The following is a 25871-nucleotide window of genomic DNA, read 5'->3' on the forward strand; positions in this document are numbered from 1 at the left end:
AGAAAATATAACAGACATAAGCTTCTAATATGTATTTTGAGTTTAATTGAACAATTCTAATTGAAAATAAATATGTAGGTTTGTGGAAAAATTTCACATTGACAAAAGTTAAGCCATATAAAGATAGTGATTTAGGCAAAAAAGAGCAAGTAACTAAAATGTTTGATGCTATTTCAAATGAATATGACGGATTAAATCGTGTAATATCCTTTGGAATAGATATTAAATGGCGAAAAAAAGTCGTGAGTCTAGTTGCTGAAACCAATCCAAACATCGTATTAGACATTGCTACCGGCACAGGAGATTTAGCCATAAATTTAGCCGAAACAAAAGCAGAAAAAATTATTGGCCTGGACATTAGTCAAGGCATGTTAAATGTTGGGAAAGAAAAAATTCTTAAAAAACATTTGCAAGATAGAATTGAAATGGTTGTTGGCGATTCGGAAAATTTACCTTTTGAAGAAAACACCTTTGATGCCATTACAGTAGGTTTTGGGATTAGAAATTTTGAAACTTTAGAAAAAGGACTTACAGAAATATTACGTGTTTTAAAACCTGGTGGGATTTTTGTAATTTTAGAAACTTCAGTTCCTACCAAACCACCTTTTAAACAAGGCTACAACCTATACACTAATAACATTATGCCAATTATTGGCAAGCTTTTTTCTAAAGACCAAAGTGCATACAGATATTTAAGCGATTCTGCATCAGTTTTTCCTTTTGGAGAAGCTTTAAACAATATTTTAAGCGAAATTGGGTTTATAAATGTTGTAAACAAGCCACAAACTTTTGGAGTGGCAACCATTTATACATCATCAAAAAAATAATATGAAAAACATCCTTTTTCTATTCACTTTTTTATTCGTATTCCAGTCGGCTTCTGCACAACTGTTTACTAGAGAAAAAGTATTAAACGATGAAAATGTTGATAAGAACTTTTTAAGTTACGGTTATTTCATTGGATTCAATAGCTACGATTTTAATTTCGACTATATTCAAAACAAACCAGATATTCAAGTTGCAAAAACGACAGGTTTTAATGTGGGATTGATTGGTAATATGCGTATTAACAACTATTTGGATTTAAGATTAGAACCAGGTTTGTCCATTACAACCCGAAACTTAGAATATCCAGAAAGTTATTTTAACGGTATAGAACATACGCCTTCAGATTTAGAAAGAGAAGTGAAATCTACATATATACATGTGCCATTACTATTGAAGGTTTCTACCAAACGCATAAACAACTTTAAACCTTTTATAGTTGGAGGTGTTTCTACTGCATTAAACCTTTCTAGTAATGAAGATAACCCAGACGATAATAGTGCTGGAAAATTTAGGACAAAAAAGAATATGTATTTCTACGAAGTTGGTTTTGGAATCGATTTTTATCTATTTTACTTTAAATTTACACCTTCTATTCGTGGCGTATTTGCCATTAACGACGAGCTAGTAAGAGATGTAGATCCAAATTCTCCTTGGACTGGAAATATAGATAGCATGAAAACACGTGGAGTGTTTATTAACTTCACATTTCAATAGAAAATTTTGTTGTTGAGATGTTTGTTTAGAGACTTGTTTAATTTATATTATATACAACCAAACGCCTTTATGACTAAACGTCATATTATCCTCTTCGGAATTCACTCAATAAAATAGCTGTTGCTGTAGCCACATTTAAACTTTCTGTAGCTTGCAAATTGCCAAACCTAGGAATAGTAATTTTTGTGGCAATAAGATTTTCAATGTCTTTAGAAACGCCATTGGCTTCGTTACCAAGAACTAAAACACCCTTATTAGGTAATTCTTTTTTATAAATATTCTCACCATCCATAAATGCGCCAAAGGTTTCCATATTTATGTCTTTTAAAAACTTGGGTAAATCTAAATACGAAATGTTTACTCTAGTTATGGAGCCCATTGTAGCTTGAATTACCTTTGGATTAAAACAATCTACTGTTTCTAAATTACAGACCAATTCTGTAATTCCAAACCAATCGCAAAGTCTAATAATGGTCCCTAAATTCCCTGGATCTCGAACATTATCTAAAGCCACAATTAATTGATTGATTTTTATTGGTTCTGTTTTCGGTATTTTAAAAACGGCTAAAGCTGTATTGGGAGTCGTTAAAAAACTAATTTTTTTAAGTTCGGCTTCAGTAATTAGAATTTCAAGATTGGCATTAATTTTGAAAGACTCTGTAGTATATAACTGTTGTAATTTAAAATGAGATGCTATTAGTTCGTTAATGGTTTTAACACCTTCAGCAACAAATAAACCGTGTTGAAGTCGGTATTTTTTTTGTTTTAAACTCGTTATTAATTTTATTTGGTTTTTAGATAACATTCAAACTTATTTAAATATATTTTTCGATTGAAATAATGTATTTTTGAGTTTAATTGAAGTAATTTTTATTACTCTTAAAAACAGCAACTCTTTTATTACTCGTTAATTTTATTTGTATTTGAAACTGCAATTCTCAAAAATAGTATTATTTATTGTAATTACAGGTTTTTTGTATTCTTGTAATTCCGTTAAAAGAGTTCCTGAAAACGAGCACTTACTTGTTGAGAATAACATTTATGTAAATGATAAAAAAAATAATACAGAGCGCGTTAACAATTTATTGTTTCAACAACGTAATAAAAAAATCGTTAATATTCCTTTAAGGTTACATATTTACAATACTGCAAGACCTAACATAGATTCAATTATTAATGCCAATATAGACTCGAAACCTAAAAAAAGAAAAAGGCTAGAGCGTTTCCTTTCAAAAAAACAATTAGATAAATATATTGAAACAAGAGTAGGTATTAATAATTGGTTAAAAAACACAGGAGAAACTCCAGTTATTGTTAACAAAGAAAAAACAGAAAGATCTGAAAAACAATTAGAAGCCTATTATTTTAATAATGGTTGGTTTAATGTAGATGCTACTTCAAAAACAGATACCCTAGAAAACAAAAAAGCTACAATAAATTATTATGTAAAAACTGGTGATCCTTATATTGTAGATTCCCTTTCTACAAAAATAGCATCTCCTATAGTTGATTCTCTTTATAATGTTACAAAAAAAGAATCCTTCATAAAAAAGAATCAACAATATAGAACAGCCACCTTTGCTAATGAGAAGGAAAGAATTATTAGAGAAATGAGGAACTCTGGAGTGTACCATTTTAATCAGGATTATGTGTATTTTGATATGGACACCATAAACACCAACAAAAAAGTACATGTAGAATTACAAATTCTAAACAGATCTATTAGATCTCAAGATTCTACCTTTAAAAAGCCTTTCAGTATCTATAAAATTAAAGAAGTAAATGTTTTTACAGATTTTTCTTATGAAAAGAAAGATCTAGAATTATCAGATTCCACCAAATTTAAAAACTTCAACTTATATAGTTTTGGTAAAATGCGCTTTAAGCCAAAAGCTATAACTGATGCTATTTTTATAACTCCGGGAGACGTTTTTAGAGACAAAGATAGGACAAACACCTACAGACACATAAACAACTTACAAACTTTTAAACACCCAAGCATCGATTATATTGAAAACCCAGACTCCACTTTAACAGCCAATATTTTATTGACACCTTATAAAAAGTTTGGTTTAAATTTTAGTGCTGAAGTCTCGCAAAGTAACATTCAATCTATAGGTTTAGCTTTCAACCCAAGTTTATTAATGCGTAATGTTTTTAGAGGTTCAGAAACATTGGAGCTCTCGGCTTTTGGTTCTATTGGGGCATCGAAGGATGGAGGTGATGAAAGCGATCCATTTTTCGATATTAATGAAATAGGGGTCGATTTAAGGTTAACTATTCCAAGGTTGTTCTTTCCGTTTAATACTGAAAAAATTATACCTAAAACCATGTTTCCCAGCACACGAATCTCCATTTCCAGTTCTAGTCAAACAAATGTTGGTCTAGATAAACAAACAGTTTCTAGTATTTTTAATTATAAATGGTTTGCTTCAAATCTAGTAACTAACAGATTGGATTTGTTTAATATTCAATACGTTAGAAACTTAAACACAGACAACTATTTTGGCATTTATGGAAACTCCTACAATGAATTAAACAATATATCTCAAGACATAGATTATAATAATGGGAACGATTTAAATTTTCCAAGTCAAACGGACGCGTTTATTAACGATGTATTATCTGGTAATACATCATTACAACCAGGAGATCCAGATTATGACGATGTTTATGCCATAAACGAAAGAAAAATAAGACTTACTGAAAACAACCTAATTTTTGCCACCAATTTTAACTACACAAGAGATAATAGAGAAAACCTTTATGACGAGACCTTTTCTATTTTTAGGTTTAAAGTAGAATTGGCTGGGAATTTATTTTCTGCCATCTCTAAGATTGCCAGTTTAGATAAAAATAATACTAATCAATACGAAATTTTTAATGTAGCATACTCACAATATGTAAAAACAGAATTCGATTATATTAAGCATTGGGATTTAGGTAAGAAAAATGTATTGGCTATAAGAACGTTTGCAGGTATTGCCATACCATATGGAAACTCTACAAACATCCCATTTTCTAAAAGTTTCTTTGCAGGTGGAACAAACGACAATCGTGCTTGGACAGCATACAGCCTTGGGCCTGGAAGCTTAGATAGTAATGACGAGTTTAACGAAGCCAATCTAAAATTAGCTTTCAACATTGAACATAGATTTAATATTTTCGAAAGTTTTAATGGTGCACTTTTTATTGATACTGGAAATATTTGGAACGTATTTGATGATGTGACAGATCCAAAAGCCACTTTTACTAATTTTGCATCTTTAAAAGATATAGCTGTAGGCTCTGGCTTTGGTTTAAGATACGATTTTGGCTTTGCTGTTTTTCGTTTTGATATCGGCTTTAAAACCTATGATCCTTCACGTCAAGAAAACAATAGATGGTTTAAAGATTACAATTTTTCAAATGCTGTTTATAACATAGGCATCAATTACCCTTTCTAAGCTGTTTTATTTTCTTATTTTTGTACTTTCAACCTTTATAATTATACAATTATGGCTCATAATATTAAACCTGGAGTTGCAACAGGACAAGAAGTTCAAAATATTTTTAAACTAGCTAAAGAAAAAGGATTTGCTTTACCGGCTGTAAACGTGGTAGGTTCAAACAGTATCAATGGTGTTTTAGAAACTGCCAGAGATTTAAATGCACCGGTTATTATTCAGTTTTCTAATGGAGGTGGTGTTTTTAATGCAGGAAAAGGTCTAAGTAACGACAACCAGAAAGCTGCCATTGCAGGTTGTATTGCAGGTGCTAAACACGTGCATTTAATGGCAGAAGCTTATGGTGTTCCTGTAATTTTACACACAGACCATTGTGCTAAAAAACTATTGCCTTGGATTGATGGTTTATTAGATGCAAGCGAGCAACACTATAAAGACACTGGAAAACCGTTATACAGTTCTCACATGATTGATTTAAGTGAAGAACCAATTGAAGAAAACATAGAGATTTGTAAAGAATACCTAAGTAGAATGAGCAAAATGGGGATGACTTTAGAAATTGAACTTGGCATTACTGGAGGTGAAGAAGATGGTGTAGACAATACAGATGTAGACGATTCTAAACTTTATACACAACCAGAAGAAGTGGCATATGCATTTGAAGAATTAAGCAAAATAAGCAACCAATTCACTATTGCTGCAGCCTTTGGAAATGTGCATGGCGTTTACAAACCAGGAAATGTTAAGCTTACTCCAAAAATCCTTAAGAATTCCCAAGAATATGTGTCAAAGAAATTTGGTGTAGAACATAATCATATCGATTTTGTGTTTCATGGAGGCTCTGGTTCTACTGTTGAAGAAATTAGAGAAGCCATTGGTTATGGAGTAATAAAAATGAATATCGATACAGATATGCAATATGCATTTACTTCTGGTGTGCGTGATTATATGAAAGAAAAAGAAGCTTTCTTACAATCGCAAATTGGAAATCCAGATGGAGACGATGTTCCAAATAAAAAATATTACGACCCAAGAGTTTGGTTACGTGAAGGAGAAAACACCTTTGTGGAGCGTTTAAAAAAGGCTTTCGAAGACTTAAATAATGTAAATACTTTATAAAATAATGTTAGTGTTTCCACTTAATTAAAAACAATACTATAATTTTGTGGTCTGGCTAAACAGGAATCGATTGTAGAAGAAATTCTAAAATCAGTAATCATAAACTTGTCCTTAGCAGAGTCGAAGGATCTAAAACCGTATATCGATATGTCTTGGTTTAAAAGAAAAGAAAAAGGAATTCAAACCACAACCGAACAAAAAAAGGATACTCCTAAAGGTTTGTGGTATAAATCTCCTACTGGTAAAATAGTAGATACCAAAGAACTTGAACAAAATTTTTATGTAAGTCCCGAAGACGGTTACCATGTAAGAATTGGAAGTAAAGAATATTTCGAAATCTTATTCGACGATAATAAGTTTAAAGAATTAGATGTGAAACTAGAATCTAAGGATCCTTTAAAGTTCGAAGACACAAAAAAATACCCTGACCGTTTAAAAGCGGCTCAAGAAAAAACCAAATTAAAAGACGCAGTACGTACTGCTGTTGGAAAATCTAAAGGTAAAGATTTAGTAGTTGCATGTATGGACTTTTCATTTATTGGTGGTTCTATGGGCTCTGTTGTAGGCGAAAAAATTGCACGTGCTGCAGATTACTCATTAAAAAAGAAAGTTCCTTTCATGATTATTTCTAAATCTGGTGGAGCAAGAATGATGGAAGCTGCATTATCTTTAATGCAGTTAGCTAAAACCTCGGTTAAACTAGCACAACTGGCAGATGCTGGAATTCCATATATTTCTTTATGTACTGATCCAACAACTGGTGGAACCACAGCCTCATTTGCCATGTTAGGAGATATAAATATTAGCGAACCTGGAGCCTTAATTGGCTTTGCTGGACCAAGAGTTGTAAAAGATACCACAGGTCAAGAATTACCAGAAGGTTTCCAAACGTCTGAATTTTTATTAGAACATGGTTTTCTAGATTTTATTACTCATAGAAAAAATCTAAAAAACAAAGTTAATTTATATATCGACTTGATTTCTAATCAGCCTTTAAGAGAGTAATCCTTAATTTATAAAATTAAATATTTGCAAAAGATTGCTATTAATGAAAAAGTAGTATATTTGCAGCTTGAAAGAAAATCTTTCATATACATAAAAATCATTTACAATAATATTAGAATGTATTTAACTAAAGAAGAAAAACAAGAGCTTTTCGCAAAACACGGTAAAGGAAAAAACGATACTGGAAGTGCAGAAGGACAAATTGCAATATTTACGCAACGTATTGAGCATTTAAGTCAACACTTAAAAACGAATCGTAAAGATTTCAACACAGAGCGTTCATTAGTAATGCTAGTTGGTAAGCGTCGTGCTTTACTAGACTATTTAATAAAGAAAGATGTCTTAAGATATCGTGCTATTGTTAAAGAATTAGGATTAAGAAAATAATCACAATCTAAGAGGCTTCGCGCCTCTTTTTTTGTTTTATAATACCTCATTCGTAAGAGTTTAAAATTCGTGAATAAGAAGCTATTCATAGTTTTTCATTGGTCACAACTACTACAACAACACAACTACCAATGTTTAATTAGAATTAAAAAATTATGATTCCAAAAGTTTTTAGAGAGGTCATTGACCTTGGTGATGGAAGAGAAATCTCCATCGAAACCGGAAAATTAGCTAAACAAGCTCATGGTTCGGTTGTAGTTCAATCTGGAAAATGTATGTTATTATGTACAGTTGTTTCCAACTACAAACAAAGCGATGTCGACTTTTTACCATTAACGGTAGATTATCGTGAAAAATTTGCTGCAGCTGGACGTTATCCAGGTGGATTCTTTAAAAGAGAAGCAAGACCAAGTGATGGTGAAGTTTTAACTATGCGTTTAGTGGACCGTGTGTTACGTCCATTATTTCCAAAAGACTACCATGCTGAAACTCAAGTTATGATTCAGTTAATGTCTCATGACGATGATGTTATGCCAGACGCTATGGCTGGATTAGCTGCTTCTGCTGCTATTCAATTATCAGATTTTCCATTTGAATGTGCTATTTCCGAAGCTCGTGTAGCTAGGGTAAATGGCGAATTTGTAATCAACCCAACACGTGCACAATTAGCAGAATCTGACATCGATATGATGATTGGAGCTTCTGCCGATTCTGTAATGATGGTTGAAGGTGAAATGGATGAAATTTCTGAAGAAGAAATGGCAGATGCCATTAAATTTGCTCATGAAGCAATTAAAGTACAATGTGCTGCTCAACTTAGATTAGCTGAAGCCTTTGGAAAGAAAGACGTTCGTGAATATGAGCCAGAAAGAGAAGACAAAGATTTAGAGAAGAGAATTCACGATATGGCATACGATAAGGTGTATGCTATTGCTCAAGCTGGATCTTCTAAACATGAAAGAAGTGCTGCTTTTGACGCTATAAAGGAGGAAATTAAAGCAACTTTTTCTGAAGAGGAATTGGAAGATTTTGGTGGTTTAGTTTCTAAATACTATTACCAAGCTGAAAAAGAAGCTATTCGTGATTTAACTTTAAATGAAGGTTTACGTTTAGACGGAAGGAAAACTGATCAAATAAGACCAATTTGGTGTGAAGTAGATTACTTGCCATCAACTCATGGCTCTTCAATATTTACCCGTGGAGAAACTCAAGCTTTAGCAACAGTTACATTAGGAACTTCAAGAGATGCAAACCAGGTAGACATGCCATCTTATGAAGGTGAAGAGCGTTTCTATTTACATTATAACTTTCCTCCATTTTCAACTGGTGAAGCGCGTCCAATTCGTGGCACGTCTCGTCGTGAAGTAGGACATGGAAACTTAGCGCAACGCGCATTGAAAGGAATGATTCCTGATGAATGTCCTTATACTGTTCGTGTAGTTTCAGAAGTTTTAGAATCTAACGGTTCGTCTTCTATGGCAACTGTTTGTGCTGGAACTATGGCGCTTATGGATGCTGGTGTTCAATTAAAGAAACCTGTTTCTGGAATTGCTATGGGATTAATTTCCGATGCTGAATCTGGAAAATACGCTGTTCTTTCTGATATTTTAGGAGACGAAGATCACTTAGGTGATATGGACTTTAAAGTAACAGGTACGGCAGATGGTATTACTGCTTGTCAAATGGATATCAAAGTAAAAGGTCTTTCATACGAAATTCTTGTAAATGCACTTCAACAAGCACGTGAAGGACGTTTACATATTTTAGAAAAACTAACAGACACTATTGCTACTCCAAATGCAGATGTTAAAGAACATGCTCCAACCATGGTAACAAGACGTATTCCTAATGAATTTATTGGTGCTTTAATTGGTCCTGGTGGAAAAGTAATTCAAGAATTACAAAAAGAAACCGATACCACTATTGTTATTAACGAAGATCCAGAAACGGAAGAAGGTATTGTAGAAGTTTTAGGAGTTGGTAGAAAAGGTATCGATGCAGTTTTAGCAAAAATTGACTCCTTATTATTTAAACCCGAAGTTGGAAGTATTTACGAAGTAAAAGTAATAAAAATGTTAGATTTTGGTGCTGTAGTAGAATATACGGAAGCTCCAGGAAACGAAGTTTTATTACATGTAAGTGAACTAGCTTGGGAACGTACAGAAAACGTATCTGACGTAGTTAATATGGGAGATGTTTTTGATGTAAAATACTTTGGAATAGATTCAAGAACTAGAAAAGAAAAAGTTTCTAGAAAAGCTATTTTACCAAAACCAGAAGGTTTTAAAGAAAGACCTCCTAGAGATAATAACAGAAATGGTGGACGTGACAATCGTGGGTCTCGCGACAATAAAGGTCGTGATAATCGTCGTGATGATAGGAAACCAAGAGAAGATAAGAAGGATTAATAAATCTTTTTAAAATCTATAAATAAAAAGCCTATTCATTAATTTGAATAGGCTTTTTTTAGTCTAATGTTTGCCAAAAAGTTTCTGGACAATGCCATAAAAAATTATCTTTATTTGATAATACTAACACAAAACTTAATACATTCAGATTTGTTAATTAGCTAAAACTAATAATATAACAGAATGTATGCACATAACAAAAGTATAATAAGAATTTTGAAGTAAAACCAATGTGGAATTAAACTAGGATTCAGAAGAATATTTTCGGATCATTTTTAAAAGTTTTCGAGTATCAAAGGGTTTTGCTATAATGTCATCTATTCCAGACGCTATTGCCGTATCATAAACTTCTTCTCTTTCAAAAGCTGTTAAAGCAATTACAGGAACTGTAATTCCCTTTTCTCTGATGAGTTTTGTCGTTTCATACCCGTTAATTTTTGGCATATTAATGTCCATTAATATGGCATCATAAGTTGTGTTCTTTAACATTTCCAAAGCCATAAAACCATCATCTGCAATATCACATACATATTTATTATTTTCCAATAGCTTTTTAGTAACCATCTGGTTTATTTTATTATCTTCTACTAATAGTATTTTTAAACCAAAATCTTCAAAGAAGACATCTTCAATATTATTTATTGGTTTTTCTAGGGTGTCATTTTCAAACTCTAATGGAATTGTAAACACAACCGAAGTACCAACGTTTTCCTCACTTTTTAAAGAAATGGTTCCTTTAAATAATGTTACTAAATTCTTAACGATACTTAAGCCAATTCCTGTGCCTTGATAATCATCCTCTTTTCTGTTAATTTGAACAAATTTTTCGAAAATTTTTTCTTGATATTCTAATGGAATTCCAACACCAGTATCTGAAATTGTAAAGGAAATATAAACTAAATTAGATTCTTGGTTTTCCAACTTTGCTGTTATGGAAACCGTTCCATCAGTGGTAAACTTTAAAGAATTACTTACTAAATTGATAATAATTTGAGATAATCGAATAGAATCTCCTAAAACAAATTGTGGTATTTTAGTATCGACGTCTACTACAATTTTATTACGGTGTTTTTTGGCAATCACAGAGAGAGAATCCTTAATTGTATAAAGTTTTTCTTCAATATCAAAACGATTATTTTCTAATACAACGCTATTCTCTTCAAATTTATGAACCTTTAAAACATCATTGACTAATGCTAAAAGGTAATTAGCAGAGAATTTAAGTGCTTTCAGATGCGGACTGTTTTCCAGTTCTTTATGCTCGGTCTCAATAATATCTGTAATTCCAATAACACCATAAAGTGGCGTGCGTAGCTCGTGACTAATTGTAGAAACAAACTGTGTTTTTAAAAGTGTGGCTTCTTCTGCTTTTTCTTTTGCTACTTTTAACGCTTCATTAGTATGTTTTAATTCTTCATTATTAATTTTCCTTATTTTATTTAATTTAAATTGATAATAAAGAAGTAATAATATGCCTAAAAAAATGACAACTACTAAAATTGATAATAATTTTAGATTGGCAAGTTTTTGGTCTTGGATTTCTTTTTCCGCCTCTACTTTAACCAACTTACTTTTAACCTCTTCTTTTTCAATTTTTTGACTTAAAAGTTCAATGTTTTCATTCTGTTCTAAATCGAGTAATATTTTTTGTAAGGAGTCAGTTTTTATAGTAAACTCTTCAAGTTTATCTACAACATTAGTTTTTTTATAAAATTCTTTTAATAATTGGCAAATTTCTAATTCATGAGATTTTGGGAAATATTTTGGTCTTTCTAAACAAATTTGGTAAGCTTTTATATAATTTTCTTCCGCCAAAACATTGAAATTGCGCCAAACATTATAATTACCTGTCAAAAAATAGTAATAAAAGTGTAATTCACGTTCCTTTTCAAATTCATTTAAATGAGGCTCTATTTCATCTAATAGACGTTTTCCTTTTTCAAAATATTCATCATCAATATAAATATTTGCCAAATTTGCGAGATAGTATAAATATCCAACTCTATTAACTTTTTTAGAATGTTCTATGGCTTTTAAATAATATTTTGCCCCAATCTCATTGTCTTTTTTGTTATAGGCATATAAATTTCCAAGGTTGTTATAAACCCAGCTTAAAATAGTATCATTTTTAATTTTAGTAGCATAAACAAGCGACCTATTAAAGTATTTAATAGCATTATCGTCATCTTCATGATGAGAATAATTTAAGCCAATTAAATTATAAACTATCGCTGTTTGTTTACTATCGTTATGTTTAAGTGTTAATGTAAGTGCTTTTTTTGCGTTTTCTAAAGACTTATCATATTCATTAGAATTAAAAAATACTCTTGAAGAATCAATCAATTCACTAATCTCTTTGTCTACAACTAGTTTTTTGGTATTTAATTCTTGGCCATAAGAAAAAAACAAATTAAAAATAACTGAAAGTAATAAGAAAATATTTTTAGTAGTTGGAGTCATCACTAATCACAATTTGGGTTTACAAAATAAAGCCTTTTTTTTAGATAAAACGTCGTTAAAATCCGATAAAAGTAATACTCAATCAATAATTCTTTAAAAAAAGAATATTATATGTTGCTTTCAGTCATAAACTTCCTAAAGCGTAAATTTTTGTTAAATAACTTTTATAAACTCTGGTCGTATATAGCTAAAAGACATAAATTTCAAACAAACCCAAAATACAAGCCTCAAAAAAAAAGTACAATCGCTTCTAGATTACAACAAACCAAAATAGCGAACCTTCTAAAATTAAAAACATTTTTAAGCCAAACATTTATTGGTAGTAATATAATTCAAAACGTTTATAATAAGATTACTTCAGTTAGTAAGTTCGTTTTTATTGTTTTAAGTGAAAATTTATTTACCGTTTTCCATAATGGTTTATAGCAATTTAATGCACATTATGGAGGTTTGGTATTTGGCTTAACTTTTTATATTTACACTCAAAATTCTATTTGTTTCAAAGCCTTTTTATGTCATTTGTATGCTTATATTTTAAGTATCAGACTATTGAATCCGTTTAGGATGAAGCATTAGCAACAGTTACATTAGGAACTTCAAGAAATGCAAACTAGGTAAACATATCCTCTTATGAAGGAGAAGAGCGTTTCTATTAACAGTATAATTTCCCTCCTTGCTCTACCGGAATAGCTAGGCCTATTCGTGGATCTCTTGACAATAAAGGTCGATTAATCGTAGTGATGACAAAAAAAATAAACAAGTGGTAAAAAATAACACGACTTCTTAAATAACCATAGTAAATCCAGATTTTTGCCATTCGTTAAAAGATCCGATTTTCTATTTTTAATATAAACATAAGTTATCAAGTAATTTTGTACTTTTAACAGGAATATTTTTTACTTACATATAACCCCAAATTTATGAAACAACAAAACTCATTAATACGAACCACATTACTACTGCTTATCGCCTCTGTTTTACAGTCTTCAGCATGTACCAGATTTGTTTATTGTGGAGAAGACCACCAAGTCATTACAGCCAGGTCTATGGATTGGTTTGAAGATGTCCATAGTGATATTTGGCTATTTCCAAGAGACATGAAAAAAGACGGCGGTTTAGGAACAGGTTCCATAACCTGGACTTCTAAATATGCTAGTGTAGTACTTTCAGGATATGATATTGCTACAGTTGATGGTATAAACGAAAAAGGATTAGTAGCCAACCTTCTCTATTTAGCCGAAACAAAATTTGGAGCTACAAACGATAAGCCAACCCTTTCTATTGGTGCATGGACCCAGTTTGTATTAGATAATTATGCCAATGTAGACGAAGCAGTAGAGCACTTGCAGAAAGAGCCCTTCCGTATCATTGCTAGCACTTTACCCAATGGTTCTTATCCTGGTTTACACTTGTCTTTATCAGATAATACTGGTAATTCTGCTATATTAGAATACATTGATGGCCAATTGGTAATACATAAAGGAAAAGAACATACCGTTATGACTAACTCCCCTATTTACGAAGAACAAATAGCCTTAAATAAGTATTGGGAAAATATTGGAGGCATGACCATGTTACCTGGAACAAACAGAGCAAGCGACAGATACGTGCGCGCCTCATTTTACACTAAAGCACTTCCAAAATTTAAAGATAACCGTATGGCTGTTTCGGCAGCCTTCAGCGTTATACGTAACGTTTCAGTTCCTTTAGGAATAGCTGATCCAGACGCACCCAACATTGCAACAACAATTTGGAGAACAGTGGCAGATCAAAAAAACTTAGTTTATTATTACGAATCGGCTATATCACCAAACGTCTTTTGGGTGGATTTAAATACTATTGATCTTTCTAATGTAAAAAGCCCTAGAAGAATTGATTTGGAAGGACACCCAATCTTATCTGGAAACGTTGCTAACAAATTTGAAACGGCTCAACCTTTTAAATGGTTAGCGCCGTAAACCAAAATACATTTAAAAAAAGCCCTACATGATGTGTAGGGCTTTTTTTTTATAATATAAACCTAATGGGGCTACAACACAAAAAAACGACATACTGTCACCTTTTTGACGGCTGTGTCAATTCGAAAAATTACATATTTCACAATAAATGTTTGATATTTTTACGAATTATCTAAGCATTATCCTCAAAACACATGTATATAGGATTTCTGAAAATTAATTTATTTTTTCGGGTCTTCCGTATGGTCCTTGTACAATATATAGAAATTAATATTGATAATCAATACATTACAAAAACATGAAAGTATTAGTAATTGGAGCAGGAAATATGGGATTGACGTATTCTGAAGGTATGGCGAATTCGTCCTTATTAGGAAAACAGAATCTAAAGATATATGATACTGATCCAAATAAAATTACAAAATTAAGCAAAGAACCTCATTTTGACGTTTATGATAATTTAGAGGCTTGCTTACCAAAAGCAGACATTGTCTTTCTTGCTGTAAAGCCATATCATATTGAAGACTTATTCAAAACTATGACTTCATTAATAAACCATCAGCAATTATTTGTGTCCTTAATGGCAGGAGTTACAATTGACACAATTAAAGACCTTTTAGGTGCCAAAAAAGTAGTTAGAGCCATGCCAAATTTACCAGCCAAAGTTGGAAAGGGTGTTACCTCTTACACAGAATCTGAAGACGTTTCTAAAGTAGAACTGATTATGGTTCGAAATTTATTAGATACAACAGGAACATCCATTCATGTAGATACTGAGAAATTTATTGATGCATCCACAGGTATTTCTGGAAGTGGACCAGCCTATGTGTTTTACTTTATGCAATCTATGTTGGACGCCGCATTAAAAATGGGCTTTTCAGATTACGACTCCAAAGTGCTGGTTAGCAACACCTTTGAAGGTGCCATTGAATTATTTAACCAGTCAAATATTTCTCCAGAAACTTGGATTAATCGTGTTGCCTCAAAAGGTGGAACCACACAAGCAGCCATAGACTCTATGGACGATAATAATGTTAAACAGCTTATTCAAGATGCAGCATATGCTGCTTTTGATAGAGCAATAGAATTAGGAAAAGAAAAATAATATGAGCGACGACATTAAGCGCGTAGTAGTAAAAGTAGGAACAAACGTTTTAACCAATAAAGATAACCGGATTTTAGGACCCGTTTTAAGAGAACTTGTTCGCCAGATTTCAGTATTATATGAAAACGATGTTATGGTGGTTTTAGTCTCTTCAGGTTCGGCAATTGCAGGAAAAGAAGTTATTGGCGACACCGAAATATCTGATAAATCCATTAGACGTCAGGTATATTCTTCCGTAGGTCAACCTCGTATGATGCGTCATTACTATAGTTTATTTCACGATTATGGCATGCGTTGCGCTCAAGTTTTGGCAACGAAACGAGATTTTGACCCTGGAATGCATCGCGAAAATATGATTAACTGTTACGAAGGGCTTCTATCCGAAGGCATTGTACCAATTGCAAATGAAGATGATGCCGTTTCTATAACCATGTCTATGTTTACAGATAATGATGAGTTAGCAAGTTTAGTAGCCGAGTTAATTGATGCAGATAGGTTAATAATTTTATCAGATACCGATGGACTTTACACAGGACATCCAGATGATGAAGATTCCATAAAGATTAAAGAGGTTTCCTTTAATCAAGATGTGGAACAATACGTAAAAGAATCTGATAAAAAAGAAGGCGAAGGCCGTGGTGGTATGGCTTCAAAATTACGTATTGCAAAAGTCACAGCACAAAAAAACATTCCAACATATATTGCCAATGGAAAACGTGAAAATGTGATTGTTGACATAGTTAATGACAAGGAAGTAGGAACCAAATTTATTCATTAAAAACAAAACAAATGGAATTATTACATACAGATAAGAAAAACGACGTTTTAAATTCAATGATTAAAATTATTGATAGAGAACGCGAAAACATAATAAAAGCAAACAAGCAAGATTTAGAAGCTTTTAAAAAAGACGATCAAGCTTTATACGATCGATTAGTAGTTAATTCTGCTAAAGTGGATGGTATGATTCAAGCCATAAAAGAAGTTCGTGATCAAGTAGATCCAGTGGGTACTACTATTTCTGACATGACCTTAGATAGCGGCTTGCAAATTACCAATAAAACAGCACCTTTTGGAACGATAATGATAATTTACGAATCGCGCCCAGATGTAACCATAGAAGCTGCAGTTGTAGCATTTAAAGCCAATAATAAAATATTATTAAAAGGTGGAAAAGAGGCTGTTAACAGTAATTTAATCCTTGAAAAATGCTGGCATGAAGCTTTAGAAGAAAATAAATTGTCTAAAGATTGGATAAAACTTCTTCATTTAAAACGTGAAGAAACACAAGAGTTTTTAAGAAATCCAACAGAGAAAATCGATTTAATTGTACCTCGTGGTGGCGAACGTCTAATTAAATTTGTAAAAGATCATGCTACTTGTGCTGTCCTAATTTCTGGACGTGGAAACAACTTTTTATATGTTTCAAAACATGCCAATTGGGAGAAAGCTGTAAAAGTAATTGTGAATGCCAAAACAAATAAAATTTCTGGTTGCAATGCTTTAGATAAAGTATTGATTGACAAAAATATTTCTAATTATAAAGAAAAGATTAAGGAACTTCAAGAAACCTTAAATCATGTAGGAGTTTCTTTAGTAGTTGATAAAAAAATTGGTGAGATTTTAACCAGTGAAGATCAAATTCTTAGTGAAGATACTTGGTATGAAGAGTTTTTAGCAATGAAAATTCTATTGGCCGAAGTAGACAGTATGGATCAAGCTATTACCATGATTAACACTTATTCTGGCGGACATTCGACCGCTATTATTACAGAAGACAAAAAGGAAGCAACTACCTTTATGGAGCAAGTAGATAGCGCTGCAGTTTACCACAATGCTTCTACCCGATTTACAGATGGTGGGCAAATGGGTGTTGGTGCCGAATTAGCGATTAGTACAGATAAATTGCACCATCGTGGACCATTAGGTTTAAATCAATTAGTTACCAATAAATATTACGTATTTGGGGATGGACATGTTCGCGTATAGTAAATAACTTAATTAGACATCTCTAATAAAAAAGCCCATCAAATTAATATTTGATGGGCTTATAATTTTTAACCTTTTCCTTATTGAGGAATAAGAACTTTCATCTTTTCCATTTGCTCTTTATCTAGAACAGAACCCATTTCTTTTTGAAAAACTTCATCGCTCAATAAAGCAGATTGAAGATTATCTGTTTGACTAGCACCATCTTTAGAATTCATTAAAGAGTCGGCACCTAATCCACTTATAATTTTTTGAAACTTGTCACTTTTTAATTGGTTTATTACCAAACCAGAAACTTGCTCTTGTTGTTTTTCGTTTAAATTTAACTTTCTTGTTAAACTCTTCACTTGGTCAGAAGCTAAATTCTCAATCATAGAACCGTTTGAGGAAGAAGCACTTTTTGATGTAGACGACAAATTTTGGGCTGAAACTTGTATCATACTAAATGCAAAAAATAAAAATAATAATTTTTTCATGATATGTTTTTATTTATAATCTGGAATTAAGATACTAAATTTCTACATATTTTAGATAAAATCACCTTTAAAAAAATAAATACATCTTTCTGTAACAAAATATACTCTTTCAACGTATAACTATAACATATAGTAACAACTTAACTTATTCAGGCATTTATTAGATGAGACAACTTAAAATTACCAAGCAGGTTACCAATAGAGAAACCGCTTCGTTAGACAAATATCTTCAAGAAATTGGAAAAGTTGACTTAATTACAGCAGACGAGGAAGTAGAATTAGCACAACGTATTAAAGCAGGAGATCAACTTGCTTTAGAGAAATTGACAAAGGCTAATTTACGTTTCGTTGTTTCGGTAGCTAAGCAATATCAAAATCAAGGTTTAACCCTACCAGATTTAATAAATGAAGGGAATTTAGGGCTTATTAAAGCTGCGCAACGTTTCGATGAAACTCGTGGTTTTAAATTTATTTCTTATGCTGTTTGGTGGATTAGACAATCCATTTTACAGGCTTTGGCAGAACAATCGCGTATTGTACGTTTGCCTTTGAATAAAATTGGTTCTATCAATAAAATCAATAAAACATTTGCCTTTTTAGAGCAAGCTCATGAGCGTCCTCCTAGTGCTGAAGAAATTGCTAAAGAATTAGACATGACCATCAACGATGTTAAGGAATCCATGAAAAATTCTGGACGTCATGTAAGTATGGATGCTCCTTTAGTTGAAGGTGAAGATTCTAACTTATATGATGTTTTAAATAGTGGAGAGTCTCCAAATCCTGATAGAGATTTATTACACGAATCTTTACGTACTGAAATTGAAAGAGCTCTTGAAACTTTAACACCACGTGAAGCAGATGTAATCCGTTTATACTTTGGTTTAGCAAACCAGCATCCAATGACTTTGGAAGAAATTGGTGAAACATTCGACCTAACAAGAGAGCGTGTGAGACAGATTAAAGAAAAAGCTATTCGTAGATTAAAACACACGTCTAGAAGCAAAATATTAAAAACTTATTTAGGATAGTAATCTATAATGGTTACAACTAAATTACAATAACAAACAGTTAGGAATTCCGGTTTACACAGGAATTTTACTGTTCGTTTTTTGATTGATGAAAGAAGCCAGAGCTGATTACTCTGGCTTCATTTTTTTGTCTATTTTTGCAAAAACAAAACAACAACTCAACAATGAACTCAAAACTAATAGCACCTTCCATGTTAGCAGCAGATTTTGGCAATATGCAACGCGATGTAGAAATGGTTAATAATAGCGAAGCCGATTGGTTCCACATTGACGTAATGGATGGACATTTTGTTCCAAATATTTCTTATGGCATGCCAGTAATTGCTGCTATTAAAAAGCATGCAACAAAACCATTAGATGTCCATTTAATGATTGAAAAACCTGAACGCTATATTGAAGAATTTGCTAAAGTTGGAGCAAATATCATTACCGTTCATTACGAATCCACAGTACATTTACACAGAACTCTTACACAAATTGAAGATGCTGGCTGTAAAGCTGGAGTGGTTTTAAACTTAACTACACCTGTCTCAGTTTTAGAAGATATTTTACCTAAATGTTATATGGTATTATTGATGTCTATTAATCCCGGATTTGGAGGTCAGAAGTTTGAAGAAATGACCTATAATAGAATCAAAAAACTAAGACGCATGATTGATGAACAAGGTCTAAGCACTAAAATTGAAATAGATGGTGGTGTTACAGACAAAAACATCAAGCAATTGGTAGATGCTGGCGCAGACGCCTTTGTTGCAGGAAGTCATGTATTTAAAAGCGATAATCCCACAGAAACCATCAAGCAATTAAAACACCTTGCTAATTCATAAAAAAAGCTCCAATTGGAGCTTTTTTTGGTTAGAATAGAAATCAATTGGTTAGAATTGTTCAATTAAGTAGTTGATTAAATCTGTAGTAGTAACAATACCTACTAGTTTTTTATTATCTACAACTGGTAAAGCATGAAATTCTTTTTTAGCTAATATTTCTGCCACTTCTTTTATGGTTGTTGTAGACGTTACGCTTGTTAAGTTCTTGGCCATAACTTGCTCTATAGTAAACATATTGTAAACAACAGTATCCACATTTTCTTCATCTTCATCTATGGCATCTGCAAAACTAATTCTTAGCAAATCTGTATAGCTTAACATACCAATAATTTTATCGCCACTAACTACAGGAATATGCCTGATTTTCTTCGTTTTAAAAATGCGCTCTGCAGTCTCTAAATCGTCTGTATGATTTAATGTAATGACCTCTTTAGTCATTATGTCTGAAATTGGTGCTCTTCGTTTCATGTGTTTAGTTTTAAATTCTTTACTAAAGATAACCTTATAAGACATTAAAAAGAATGACAAAAGTCATGTAAACAGACTAATAACCAGAAAAATTAAAATTTAACATTTGCTTGGTTTTAGCATACACATCTGGAAATTGGGATCGGAATTCTGAAGGAGTTTCAATAAAGGTTTCAATAATTACGGCAATAAACTCAAATTGATTGGTAAGTGCATATTCTCTAAAGTAACCAGAAGTCATCATACGTTGCCGTAAATTTTCTTGATTGGCTAACAACTTGTTTAATTCGTAAAAAGTATCAGTAAAAATAGCTGCTCCAATGTGCTTTTCTCTTATACTATTTAAATGAATGGCGTGTGCAAACTCGTGGATTCCTAAATTGAGATTGTCGTTTTTTATATCATAGCCTTTTAAAAAGTGGGTCCAAGACAAAACCAAAGCTTTTAGTTGAAAATTATACTCTCCTTTATGATAGGCATCGTTAGTTTTAGAATAGAATTCGGATGGGTAGATAAAAATCATTTTTACTGAACGGATATAAAAATTTCTAAAACCAAAAGTTAACATAACAGCAGTGGCTGAAATCAAGACTTTCATTTCTTCTGAAACAACAATCCCATTTCTTCCTATAAATTCTTTATGCGAAATAAATCGAACCAATCGATGCTCGAAATATTTTTTTTCTTTAGTCGGGAGTCGTTTATAAAAGATAAACTTTTCTTCTAAAATAGATTTTTGTTGTTTGGGTAATTTTTTAAGCAGTAACGAACTATGCCGATAAAGTGGCTTTTTATAGATCATAACGTAAGCCGCTTCTACCATATTTACCAAGGCATAAATAATTAAACCCAATAATACAAAAAGTAAAAATCCAAATATAAGCAGGTATTCTATTGGAAATTTTGGTAGGTCTATCATAGGTTTGAGATTACTTTGATAAATCTAGTAAATTAAAAACATAATTCGGATTAAAATTCTAAATAGGAAATCTTAAATAAATTATATTTTAATTTTAGAGTTATAAACAAAAAACAAGCTGGATACCAACTTGTTTTTGTTTATTCGTGACCTCGAGAGGGTTCGAACCTCCAACCATCAGAGCCGAAATCTGATATTCTATCCAGTTGAACTACGAGGCCAATTATTCCTACGAAAGCAGGAATCTCTAAATTATAATTATTCTCTTTTTTTAATATTCACTTGGCAAAATAATAATGTCAGCCACAAATTGTTGTTCTTTATCAAAATATTTATAGATCAAAGTGGTATTGTTTTTTCGAAAAAATTCAGCTTCCCTATTTGATTTCAGTTGATTGGTAATTTCAGGTTTAAAAACATCTTTGAAAACATCTATATCTATATCAACAAGATTATCTTTCAATAAAGTATAATTATTTTGTATGATGTTTTTATTTGGTGAAGTTACGCTATCCAATCTCGTGTTATCATCAATCACAAATGGACAATCCTGATTCATAATTAGAGCTCTTTCGCTCAAAGTATTGTTTTCGCTTAATTTAGCTTTTGTGTTAGAATTAAAAAATCTTGATCCTAAATTTGCAAAAATAACAACAACAGCAACTAATATTAAAGTACTGAGTAGATTCTTTTTTTTCTTTTGTTCCATTTTTATTTCTAAAATCTTTATTCAGATTAAGCCAACTTTGCCCTAACAATATTAGAAATAGTCTTTCCATCGGCTTTACCAGCCAACTCCTGGCTTACAATACCCATAACTTTACCCATATCTTTCATACCTTCTGCTCCAACACTTTCAATAGTTATAACTACTACCTTTTCAATTTCTTCATCTGTAAGAGCTTCGGGTAGAAATTGATTAATAACTTCAGCTTCTGCCAATTCTGGATCTGCTAAATCCTGGCGCCCTTGTTCTATATAGATAGAAGCACTATCCTTTCTTTGTTTTACTTGTTTTTGAAGGATCTTAAGCTCTTCTTCTTCGGTTAATTCTTCTTTTGCGCCACTTTCAGTTTGAGCTAATAATATAGCCGATTTAACTGCTCTTAAAGCCGTTAAAGCCGTTTGATCTTTGTTTTTCATGGCTTCTTTTATAGCTGTCATGATATCTTGTTGTAAACTCATTTTTTTTATTTTTAAGAGGTTACGAAGATAATAAAAAGCTGTTAGTTAAGAGCACATCTTATCAATTGCATTTAACATATGCAGGGTTAAATTCTATTATTTAGGTAAATGAAGCTTAAAAAAAAGTAAGAACCCGAAAGACCTATAAAATCATTCGGGTTTTAAAGAAGCTCAAAACACTAAACTTAATCGCTATTAATCTACGTTATCGTGCAAAAACGAATTATTGCTTCTAAATTGTATGTCGTCATTATCGTCTGTACTAATGCTAGTTCCAGACATGTTTGATTCAGATGAATGTTGTGTTTCATCCAAATCTATTCCTCGACGTTTGTATGCTGGTATTTTTTCTATATCATCAATTTTTGAATTGTTGAATTTATAGTTAAAATCTTTCATTTTACGTCTGCGCTCTTCAGCGCGTTCTTTTAATAATTCTGAAATTGGGGTGTTCATTGGATCAATTTCCTCTGAAGTTTCCTGATTTTCTTGTTGCTTGATAATTTTCTTTTCGAAAACTATTTCTTTATCAAATTCTTCAGCAATCTCTACAACCTTTTCTTCCTTTTTGTTTTTATTAATTCCAGATTCTATTTCAACATAATCATCTAATGCGTATCTGGTTTCACCGTGTTCATTGGTCTCTGTTACTGGAATTACTTCTACATAATCGTTAACAGGAATTTTTTTTATATTCTCATCTAAATCATGGACTACAAAATCTTCATCTTTATTTTCAATAGTTGGGCTACTTATTGGCATATCAAAAGTAAGCGTGATTTGTTGTTCTTCTTCTTCAATTTCTTCTTCCTTAATACTGCTTTGAACTTCAGTGATAACAAAATCGTTCTCTTCAATATTTGTTAAAACTTCATCATAAACAACATCTACATTTTTAATAGCTTCAGTGGTTTTAACGAGGTCATTTTCATTTGAAACTTTAGTTGGGTTACTAAAATCTTCAAATTCATTTAAATCCAAAGTATGTTTAACTACTGGTGTTTCCTTTTTCTCTTCTAACTCAATATTAGGCGTAATAATAGCTGGAGCTTGTTCCTTTTTTGTTAAATCTTTTTCAAAAGGTTTGTCTTCTTCTAAAGCATGAATTACTTTTTTTGTTTCGGTATTTGAAATCTCATCTTGTTGATCAATATCAAACCCAGTTGCAATTATAGTTACTGCAATAGATTCTTCTAACGAATCGTCTTCTCCAACTCCCATAATAATGTTGGCTCCATGACCTGCTTCGTTTTGAATATGATCGTTAATTTCACCTATTTCATCAATTGTAATTTCTTGTGCACCAGAAACAATAAGCAGCAATACATTCTTGGCTCCGGTAATTTTATTATCGTTTAATAATGGAGAATCTAGGGCTTTGCTAATAGCATCATGTGCTCTATTTTGTCCAGACGATGTTGCAGAACCCATAATAGCAGTTCCGCTATTACTTAATACGGTTTTAGCATCACGTAAATCGATGTTTTGTGTATAGTGATGGGTTATAACCTCGGCTATACCGCGAGCAGCAGTAGATAATACTTCGTCTGCTTTAGAAAACCCTGCTTTAAAGCCAAGATTCCCATAAACTTCACGTAATTTATTGTTGTTAATAACTACTAAGGAATCCACCACATTACGTAAATTTTCAATCCCTATTTGCGCTTGTTGGTTACGCATTTTACCTTCAAATTGAAAAGGCATCGTTACAATTCCAACGGTTAAAATATCTAAATCCTTAGCCATTTTAGCAATAATTGGAGCCGCTCCTGTTCCAGTTCCCCCACCCATTCCTGCTGTGATAAATATCATTTTGGTATTGGTATCCAACATACGTTGTATGTCTTCAAAACTTTCAATAGCAGATTTCTCCCCAACATCTGGATTTGCTCCAGCTCCTAATCCTTCAGTTAAGTTTAGACCTAATTGAATTTTATTTGGGACACCACTATTTTGAAGTGCTTGTGCATCTGTATTACAAATGACAAAATCAACTCCCTTAATACCTTGTTGGAACATGTGATTGATAGCGTTGCTACCTCCACCTCCAACACCAATAACTTTTATAACATTTGATTGATTTTTAGGTAAATCGAATGAAATGTTACTTTCGAATTCTTTGTTGCTGCTCATGAATTTCGTTTTTTAATGATTCTATTACTTTTTGCGATATTTAAAATATCTATGGATTAATTCTAATATTTTTAACTTTTACTTTTATGCAACTCGTTTTTACTCTGCGTTGTCTAAAAAATCCTTTACACGCTCTGTTAATTTATCTAAAAACGAACGTCTTTCTGGTTTTTGTTTTGGCTGCTCTGGCTCTTCATCTGGTTCTTCTAGAGGTGTAACTTCTGCTTGCTCCTCTTTTATTTCAGCCTTTTTTCTTTCTTGTCTTTTTAAGCCATCCATGACCAAGCCAACTGCTGTGGCATATAAAGGACTGGTTATTTCTTCATCGCTATCTCCTGCTAAATGCTCATTTGGATAACCAATTCTGGTATCCATTCCAGTAATGTATTCTACAAGTTGTTTTAGGTGTTTAAGCTGTGCGCCACCTCCTGTTAGAACAATTCCTGCAATAAGTTTCTTTTTCTGCTCTTCGTGACCGTAATTTTTTATTTCAACATAAACCTGCTCTACAATTTCAACAACTCTAGCATGAATTATTTTCGATAGGTTTTTAAGGGTTATTTCTTTTGGATCTCTTCCTCTTAATCCAGGAATTGATACAATTTCATTCTCTTTATTTTCTCCTGGCCAGGCAGAACCAAACTTAATTTTTAATAATTCGGCTTGTTTTTCAATAATGGAACAACCTTCTTTGATATCTTCAGTTATAACATTTCCTCCAAATGGAATAACAGCTGTATGACGAATAATACCGTCTTTAAAAACTGCTAAGTCTGTAGTCCCTCCACCTATATCGATTAAAGCTACACCAGCTTCTTTTTCTTCTTGACTAAGAACGGCATTTGCCGAAGCTAAAGGTTCAAGAGTAATTCCTTCTAAATTTAAACCTGCACTTTTAATACAACGCCCTACATTTCTTATGGAAGATACTTGACCAACTACTACATGAAAATTTGCTTCTAGTCTGCCTCCATACATTCCAATGGGCGCTTTTATTTCGGCTTGCCCATCTACTTTATATTCTTGTGGCAACACATGAATAATCTCTTCTCCAGGAAGCATAACCAATTTATGAACCTGATTGATTAATCGTTCAATATCATCTTCATCTATAACTAGTTCAGAGTTAGGCCTAGTAATATAATCGCTGTGTTGCAAGCTTCTAATATGTTGTCCTGCGATTCCAACGGTTACATTCTCAATTTTTAATTCTGAAGCTGCTTCTGCTTCTTGAACGGCAGTTTGAATAGATTGAATGGTTTGCGTAATATTATTTACCACACCACGATGAACACCAAGACTCTTAGATCTACCAATACCTAAAATCTCAACTTTACCATACTCGTTTTTACGACCAATCATGGCCACAATTTTTGTGGTACCTATGTCTAATCCTACTGCTATATTGTTTTCCAT

Annotated in this window: 22 protein-coding genes and 1 tRNA gene; 13 read left to right on the forward strand and 10 right to left on the reverse strand. The window is 32.3% G+C overall.

Going from position 1 to position 25871, the window contains the following annotated elements; genetic code table 11:
* Window positions 1-98 precede the first annotated feature (98 nt).
* The gene (ubiE, locus tag OS191_RS08245; RefSeq protein ID WP_267155224.1) at window positions 99-827 is read left to right on the forward strand and encodes a bifunctional demethylmenaquinone methyltransferase/2-methoxy-6-polyprenyl-1,4-benzoquinol methylase UbiE; all 729 of its coding nucleotides are present in this window, start codon (window positions 99-101) and stop codon (window positions 825-827) included.
* Window position 828: 1 nt separating this feature from the next.
* Entirely contained in the window at window positions 829-1542 is a 714-nt protein-coding gene (porT, locus tag OS191_RS08250) for a type IX secretion/gliding motility protein PorT/SprT (protein ID WP_267155225.1), read from the forward strand.
* A gap of 85 nt (window positions 1543-1627) precedes the next feature.
* Here the strand turns inward: porT and OS191_RS08255 are convergent, their stop codons facing one another.
* The gene (locus OS191_RS08255) at window positions 1628-2347 is read right to left on the reverse strand and encodes a TrmH family RNA methyltransferase (RefSeq protein ID WP_267155226.1); all 720 of its coding nucleotides are present in this window, start codon (window positions 2345-2347) and stop codon (window positions 1628-1630) included.
* 118 nt (window positions 2348-2465) lie between these two features.
* Between OS191_RS08255 and tamL the strand changes: the two genes are divergently transcribed.
* From tamL to OS191_RS08280, 5 genes are all read left to right on the forward strand, one after another.
* Complete coding sequence (tamL, locus tag OS191_RS08260) at window positions 2466-4988, forward strand: translocation and assembly module lipoprotein TamL (protein WP_267155227.1); 2523 nt, start codon at window positions 2466-2468, stop codon at window positions 4986-4988.
* 51 nt (window positions 4989-5039) lie between these two features.
* The gene (fbaA, locus tag OS191_RS08265; RefSeq protein ID WP_267155228.1) at window positions 5040-6107 is read left to right on the forward strand and encodes a class II fructose-bisphosphate aldolase; all 1068 of its coding nucleotides are present in this window, start codon (window positions 5040-5042) and stop codon (window positions 6105-6107) included.
* Window positions 6108-6254: 147 nt separating this feature from the next.
* Window positions 6255-7112 carry an acetyl-CoA carboxylase, carboxyltransferase subunit beta gene (gene accD / locus OS191_RS08270; protein ID WP_267155229.1) on the forward strand — a complete coding sequence of 286 codons (858 nt, stop codon included), beginning with the start codon at window positions 6255-6257 and terminating at the stop codon, window positions 7110-7112.
* A gap of 117 nt (window positions 7113-7229) precedes the next feature.
* Window positions 7230-7499, forward strand: a complete 270-nt coding sequence (gene rpsO / locus OS191_RS08275) for a 30S ribosomal protein S15 (RefSeq protein ID WP_267155775.1) — start codon at window positions 7230-7232, stop codon at window positions 7497-7499.
* Window positions 7500-7654: 155 nt separating this feature from the next.
* Complete coding sequence (locus OS191_RS08280) at window positions 7655-9907, forward strand: polyribonucleotide nucleotidyltransferase (protein ID WP_267155230.1); 2253 nt, start codon at window positions 7655-7657, stop codon at window positions 9905-9907.
* Window positions 9908-10150: 243 nt separating this feature from the next.
* Here the strand turns inward: OS191_RS08280 and OS191_RS08285 are convergent, their stop codons facing one another.
* Complete coding sequence (locus tag OS191_RS08285; RefSeq protein ID WP_267155231.1) at window positions 10151-12367, reverse strand: tetratricopeptide repeat-containing hybrid sensor histidine kinase/response regulator; 2217 nt, start codon at window positions 12365-12367, stop codon at window positions 10151-10153.
* Between the two features lie 920 nt (window positions 12368-13287).
* Between OS191_RS08285 and bsh the strand changes: the two genes are divergently transcribed.
* The 4 genes from bsh to OS191_RS08305 all read left to right on the forward strand — a co-directional run bounded on the left by bsh (window position 13288) and on the right by OS191_RS08305 (window position 17419).
* A complete protein-coding gene (gene bsh / locus OS191_RS08290; RefSeq protein ID WP_267155232.1) occupies window positions 13288-14325 on the forward strand; it encodes a bile salt hydrolase in 1038 nt (345 codons plus the stop codon).
* A gap of 298 nt (window positions 14326-14623) precedes the next feature.
* Window positions 14624-15430 carry a pyrroline-5-carboxylate reductase gene (gene proC / locus OS191_RS08295; protein WP_267155233.1) on the forward strand — a complete coding sequence of 269 codons (807 nt, stop codon included), beginning with the start codon at window positions 14624-14626 and terminating at the stop codon, window positions 15428-15430.
* A gap of 1 nt (window position 15431) precedes the next feature.
* Window positions 15432-16208 carry a glutamate 5-kinase gene (gene proB, locus OS191_RS08300; RefSeq protein ID WP_267155234.1) on the forward strand — a complete coding sequence of 259 codons (777 nt, stop codon included), beginning with the start codon at window positions 15432-15434 and terminating at the stop codon, window positions 16206-16208.
* A gap of 11 nt (window positions 16209-16219) precedes the next feature.
* Complete coding sequence (locus tag OS191_RS08305) at window positions 16220-17419, forward strand: glutamate-5-semialdehyde dehydrogenase (RefSeq protein WP_267155235.1); 1200 nt, start codon at window positions 16220-16222, stop codon at window positions 17417-17419.
* A gap of 80 nt (window positions 17420-17499) precedes the next feature.
* Here OS191_RS08305 and OS191_RS08310 read toward each other — a convergent pair whose 3' ends face one another.
* On the reverse strand, window positions 17500-17895 hold the full coding sequence (locus tag OS191_RS08310) for a hypothetical protein (protein ID WP_267155236.1): 396 nt from the start codon (window positions 17893-17895) through the stop codon (window positions 17500-17502).
* A 164-nt stretch (window positions 17896-18059) separates the two neighbouring features.
* Between OS191_RS08310 and OS191_RS08315 the strand changes: the two genes are divergently transcribed.
* Both OS191_RS08315 and rpe read left to right on the forward strand, forming a co-directional pair.
* A complete protein-coding gene (locus OS191_RS08315) occupies window positions 18060-18923 on the forward strand; it encodes a sigma-70 family RNA polymerase sigma factor (RefSeq protein ID WP_267155237.1) in 864 nt (287 codons plus the stop codon).
* A gap of 164 nt (window positions 18924-19087) precedes the next feature.
* Entirely contained in the window at window positions 19088-19750 is a 663-nt protein-coding gene (gene rpe / locus OS191_RS08320; RefSeq protein ID WP_267155238.1) for a ribulose-phosphate 3-epimerase, read from the forward strand.
* A gap of 48 nt (window positions 19751-19798) precedes the next feature.
* On the opposite strand, the gene OS191_RS08325 is transcribed toward rpe, so the two are convergent.
* The 7 genes from OS191_RS08325 to ftsA form a co-directional block, all read right to left on the reverse strand.
* Entirely contained in the window at window positions 19799-20218 is a 420-nt protein-coding gene (locus OS191_RS08325; protein ID WP_267155239.1) for a CBS domain-containing protein, read from the reverse strand.
* 76 nt (window positions 20219-20294) lie between these two features.
* Window positions 20295-21137, reverse strand: coding sequence for a zinc-dependent peptidase (locus OS191_RS08330; RefSeq protein WP_267155240.1), 843 nt, complete (start codon window positions 21135-21137; stop codon window positions 20295-20297).
* A gap of 147 nt (window positions 21138-21284) precedes the next feature.
* A tRNA-Arg gene (locus OS191_RS08335) sits at window positions 21285-21358 on the reverse strand.
* A gap of 50 nt (window positions 21359-21408) precedes the next feature.
* The gene (locus OS191_RS08340; RefSeq protein ID WP_267155241.1) at window positions 21409-21846 is read right to left on the reverse strand and encodes a DUF8479 domain-containing protein; all 438 of its coding nucleotides are present in this window, start codon (window positions 21844-21846) and stop codon (window positions 21409-21411) included.
* A gap of 26 nt (window positions 21847-21872) precedes the next feature.
* Window positions 21873-22322, reverse strand: coding sequence for a GatB/YqeY domain-containing protein (locus tag OS191_RS08345; RefSeq protein ID WP_267155242.1), 450 nt, complete (start codon window positions 22320-22322; stop codon window positions 21873-21875).
* Window positions 22323-22517: 195 nt separating this feature from the next.
* The gene (gene ftsZ, locus OS191_RS08350; RefSeq protein WP_267155243.1) at window positions 22518-24455 is read right to left on the reverse strand and encodes a cell division protein FtsZ; all 1938 of its coding nucleotides are present in this window, start codon (window positions 24453-24455) and stop codon (window positions 22518-22520) included.
* 99 nt (window positions 24456-24554) lie between these two features.
* The gene (gene ftsA, locus OS191_RS08355; protein WP_267155244.1) at window positions 24555-25871 is read right to left on the reverse strand and encodes a cell division protein FtsA; all 1317 of its coding nucleotides are present in this window, start codon (window positions 25869-25871) and stop codon (window positions 24555-24557) included.

This window comes from Xanthomarina sp. F2636L (genome assembly GCF_026410195.1).
Taxonomy (GTDB): domain Bacteria; phylum Bacteroidota; class Bacteroidia; order Flavobacteriales; family Flavobacteriaceae; genus Xanthomarina.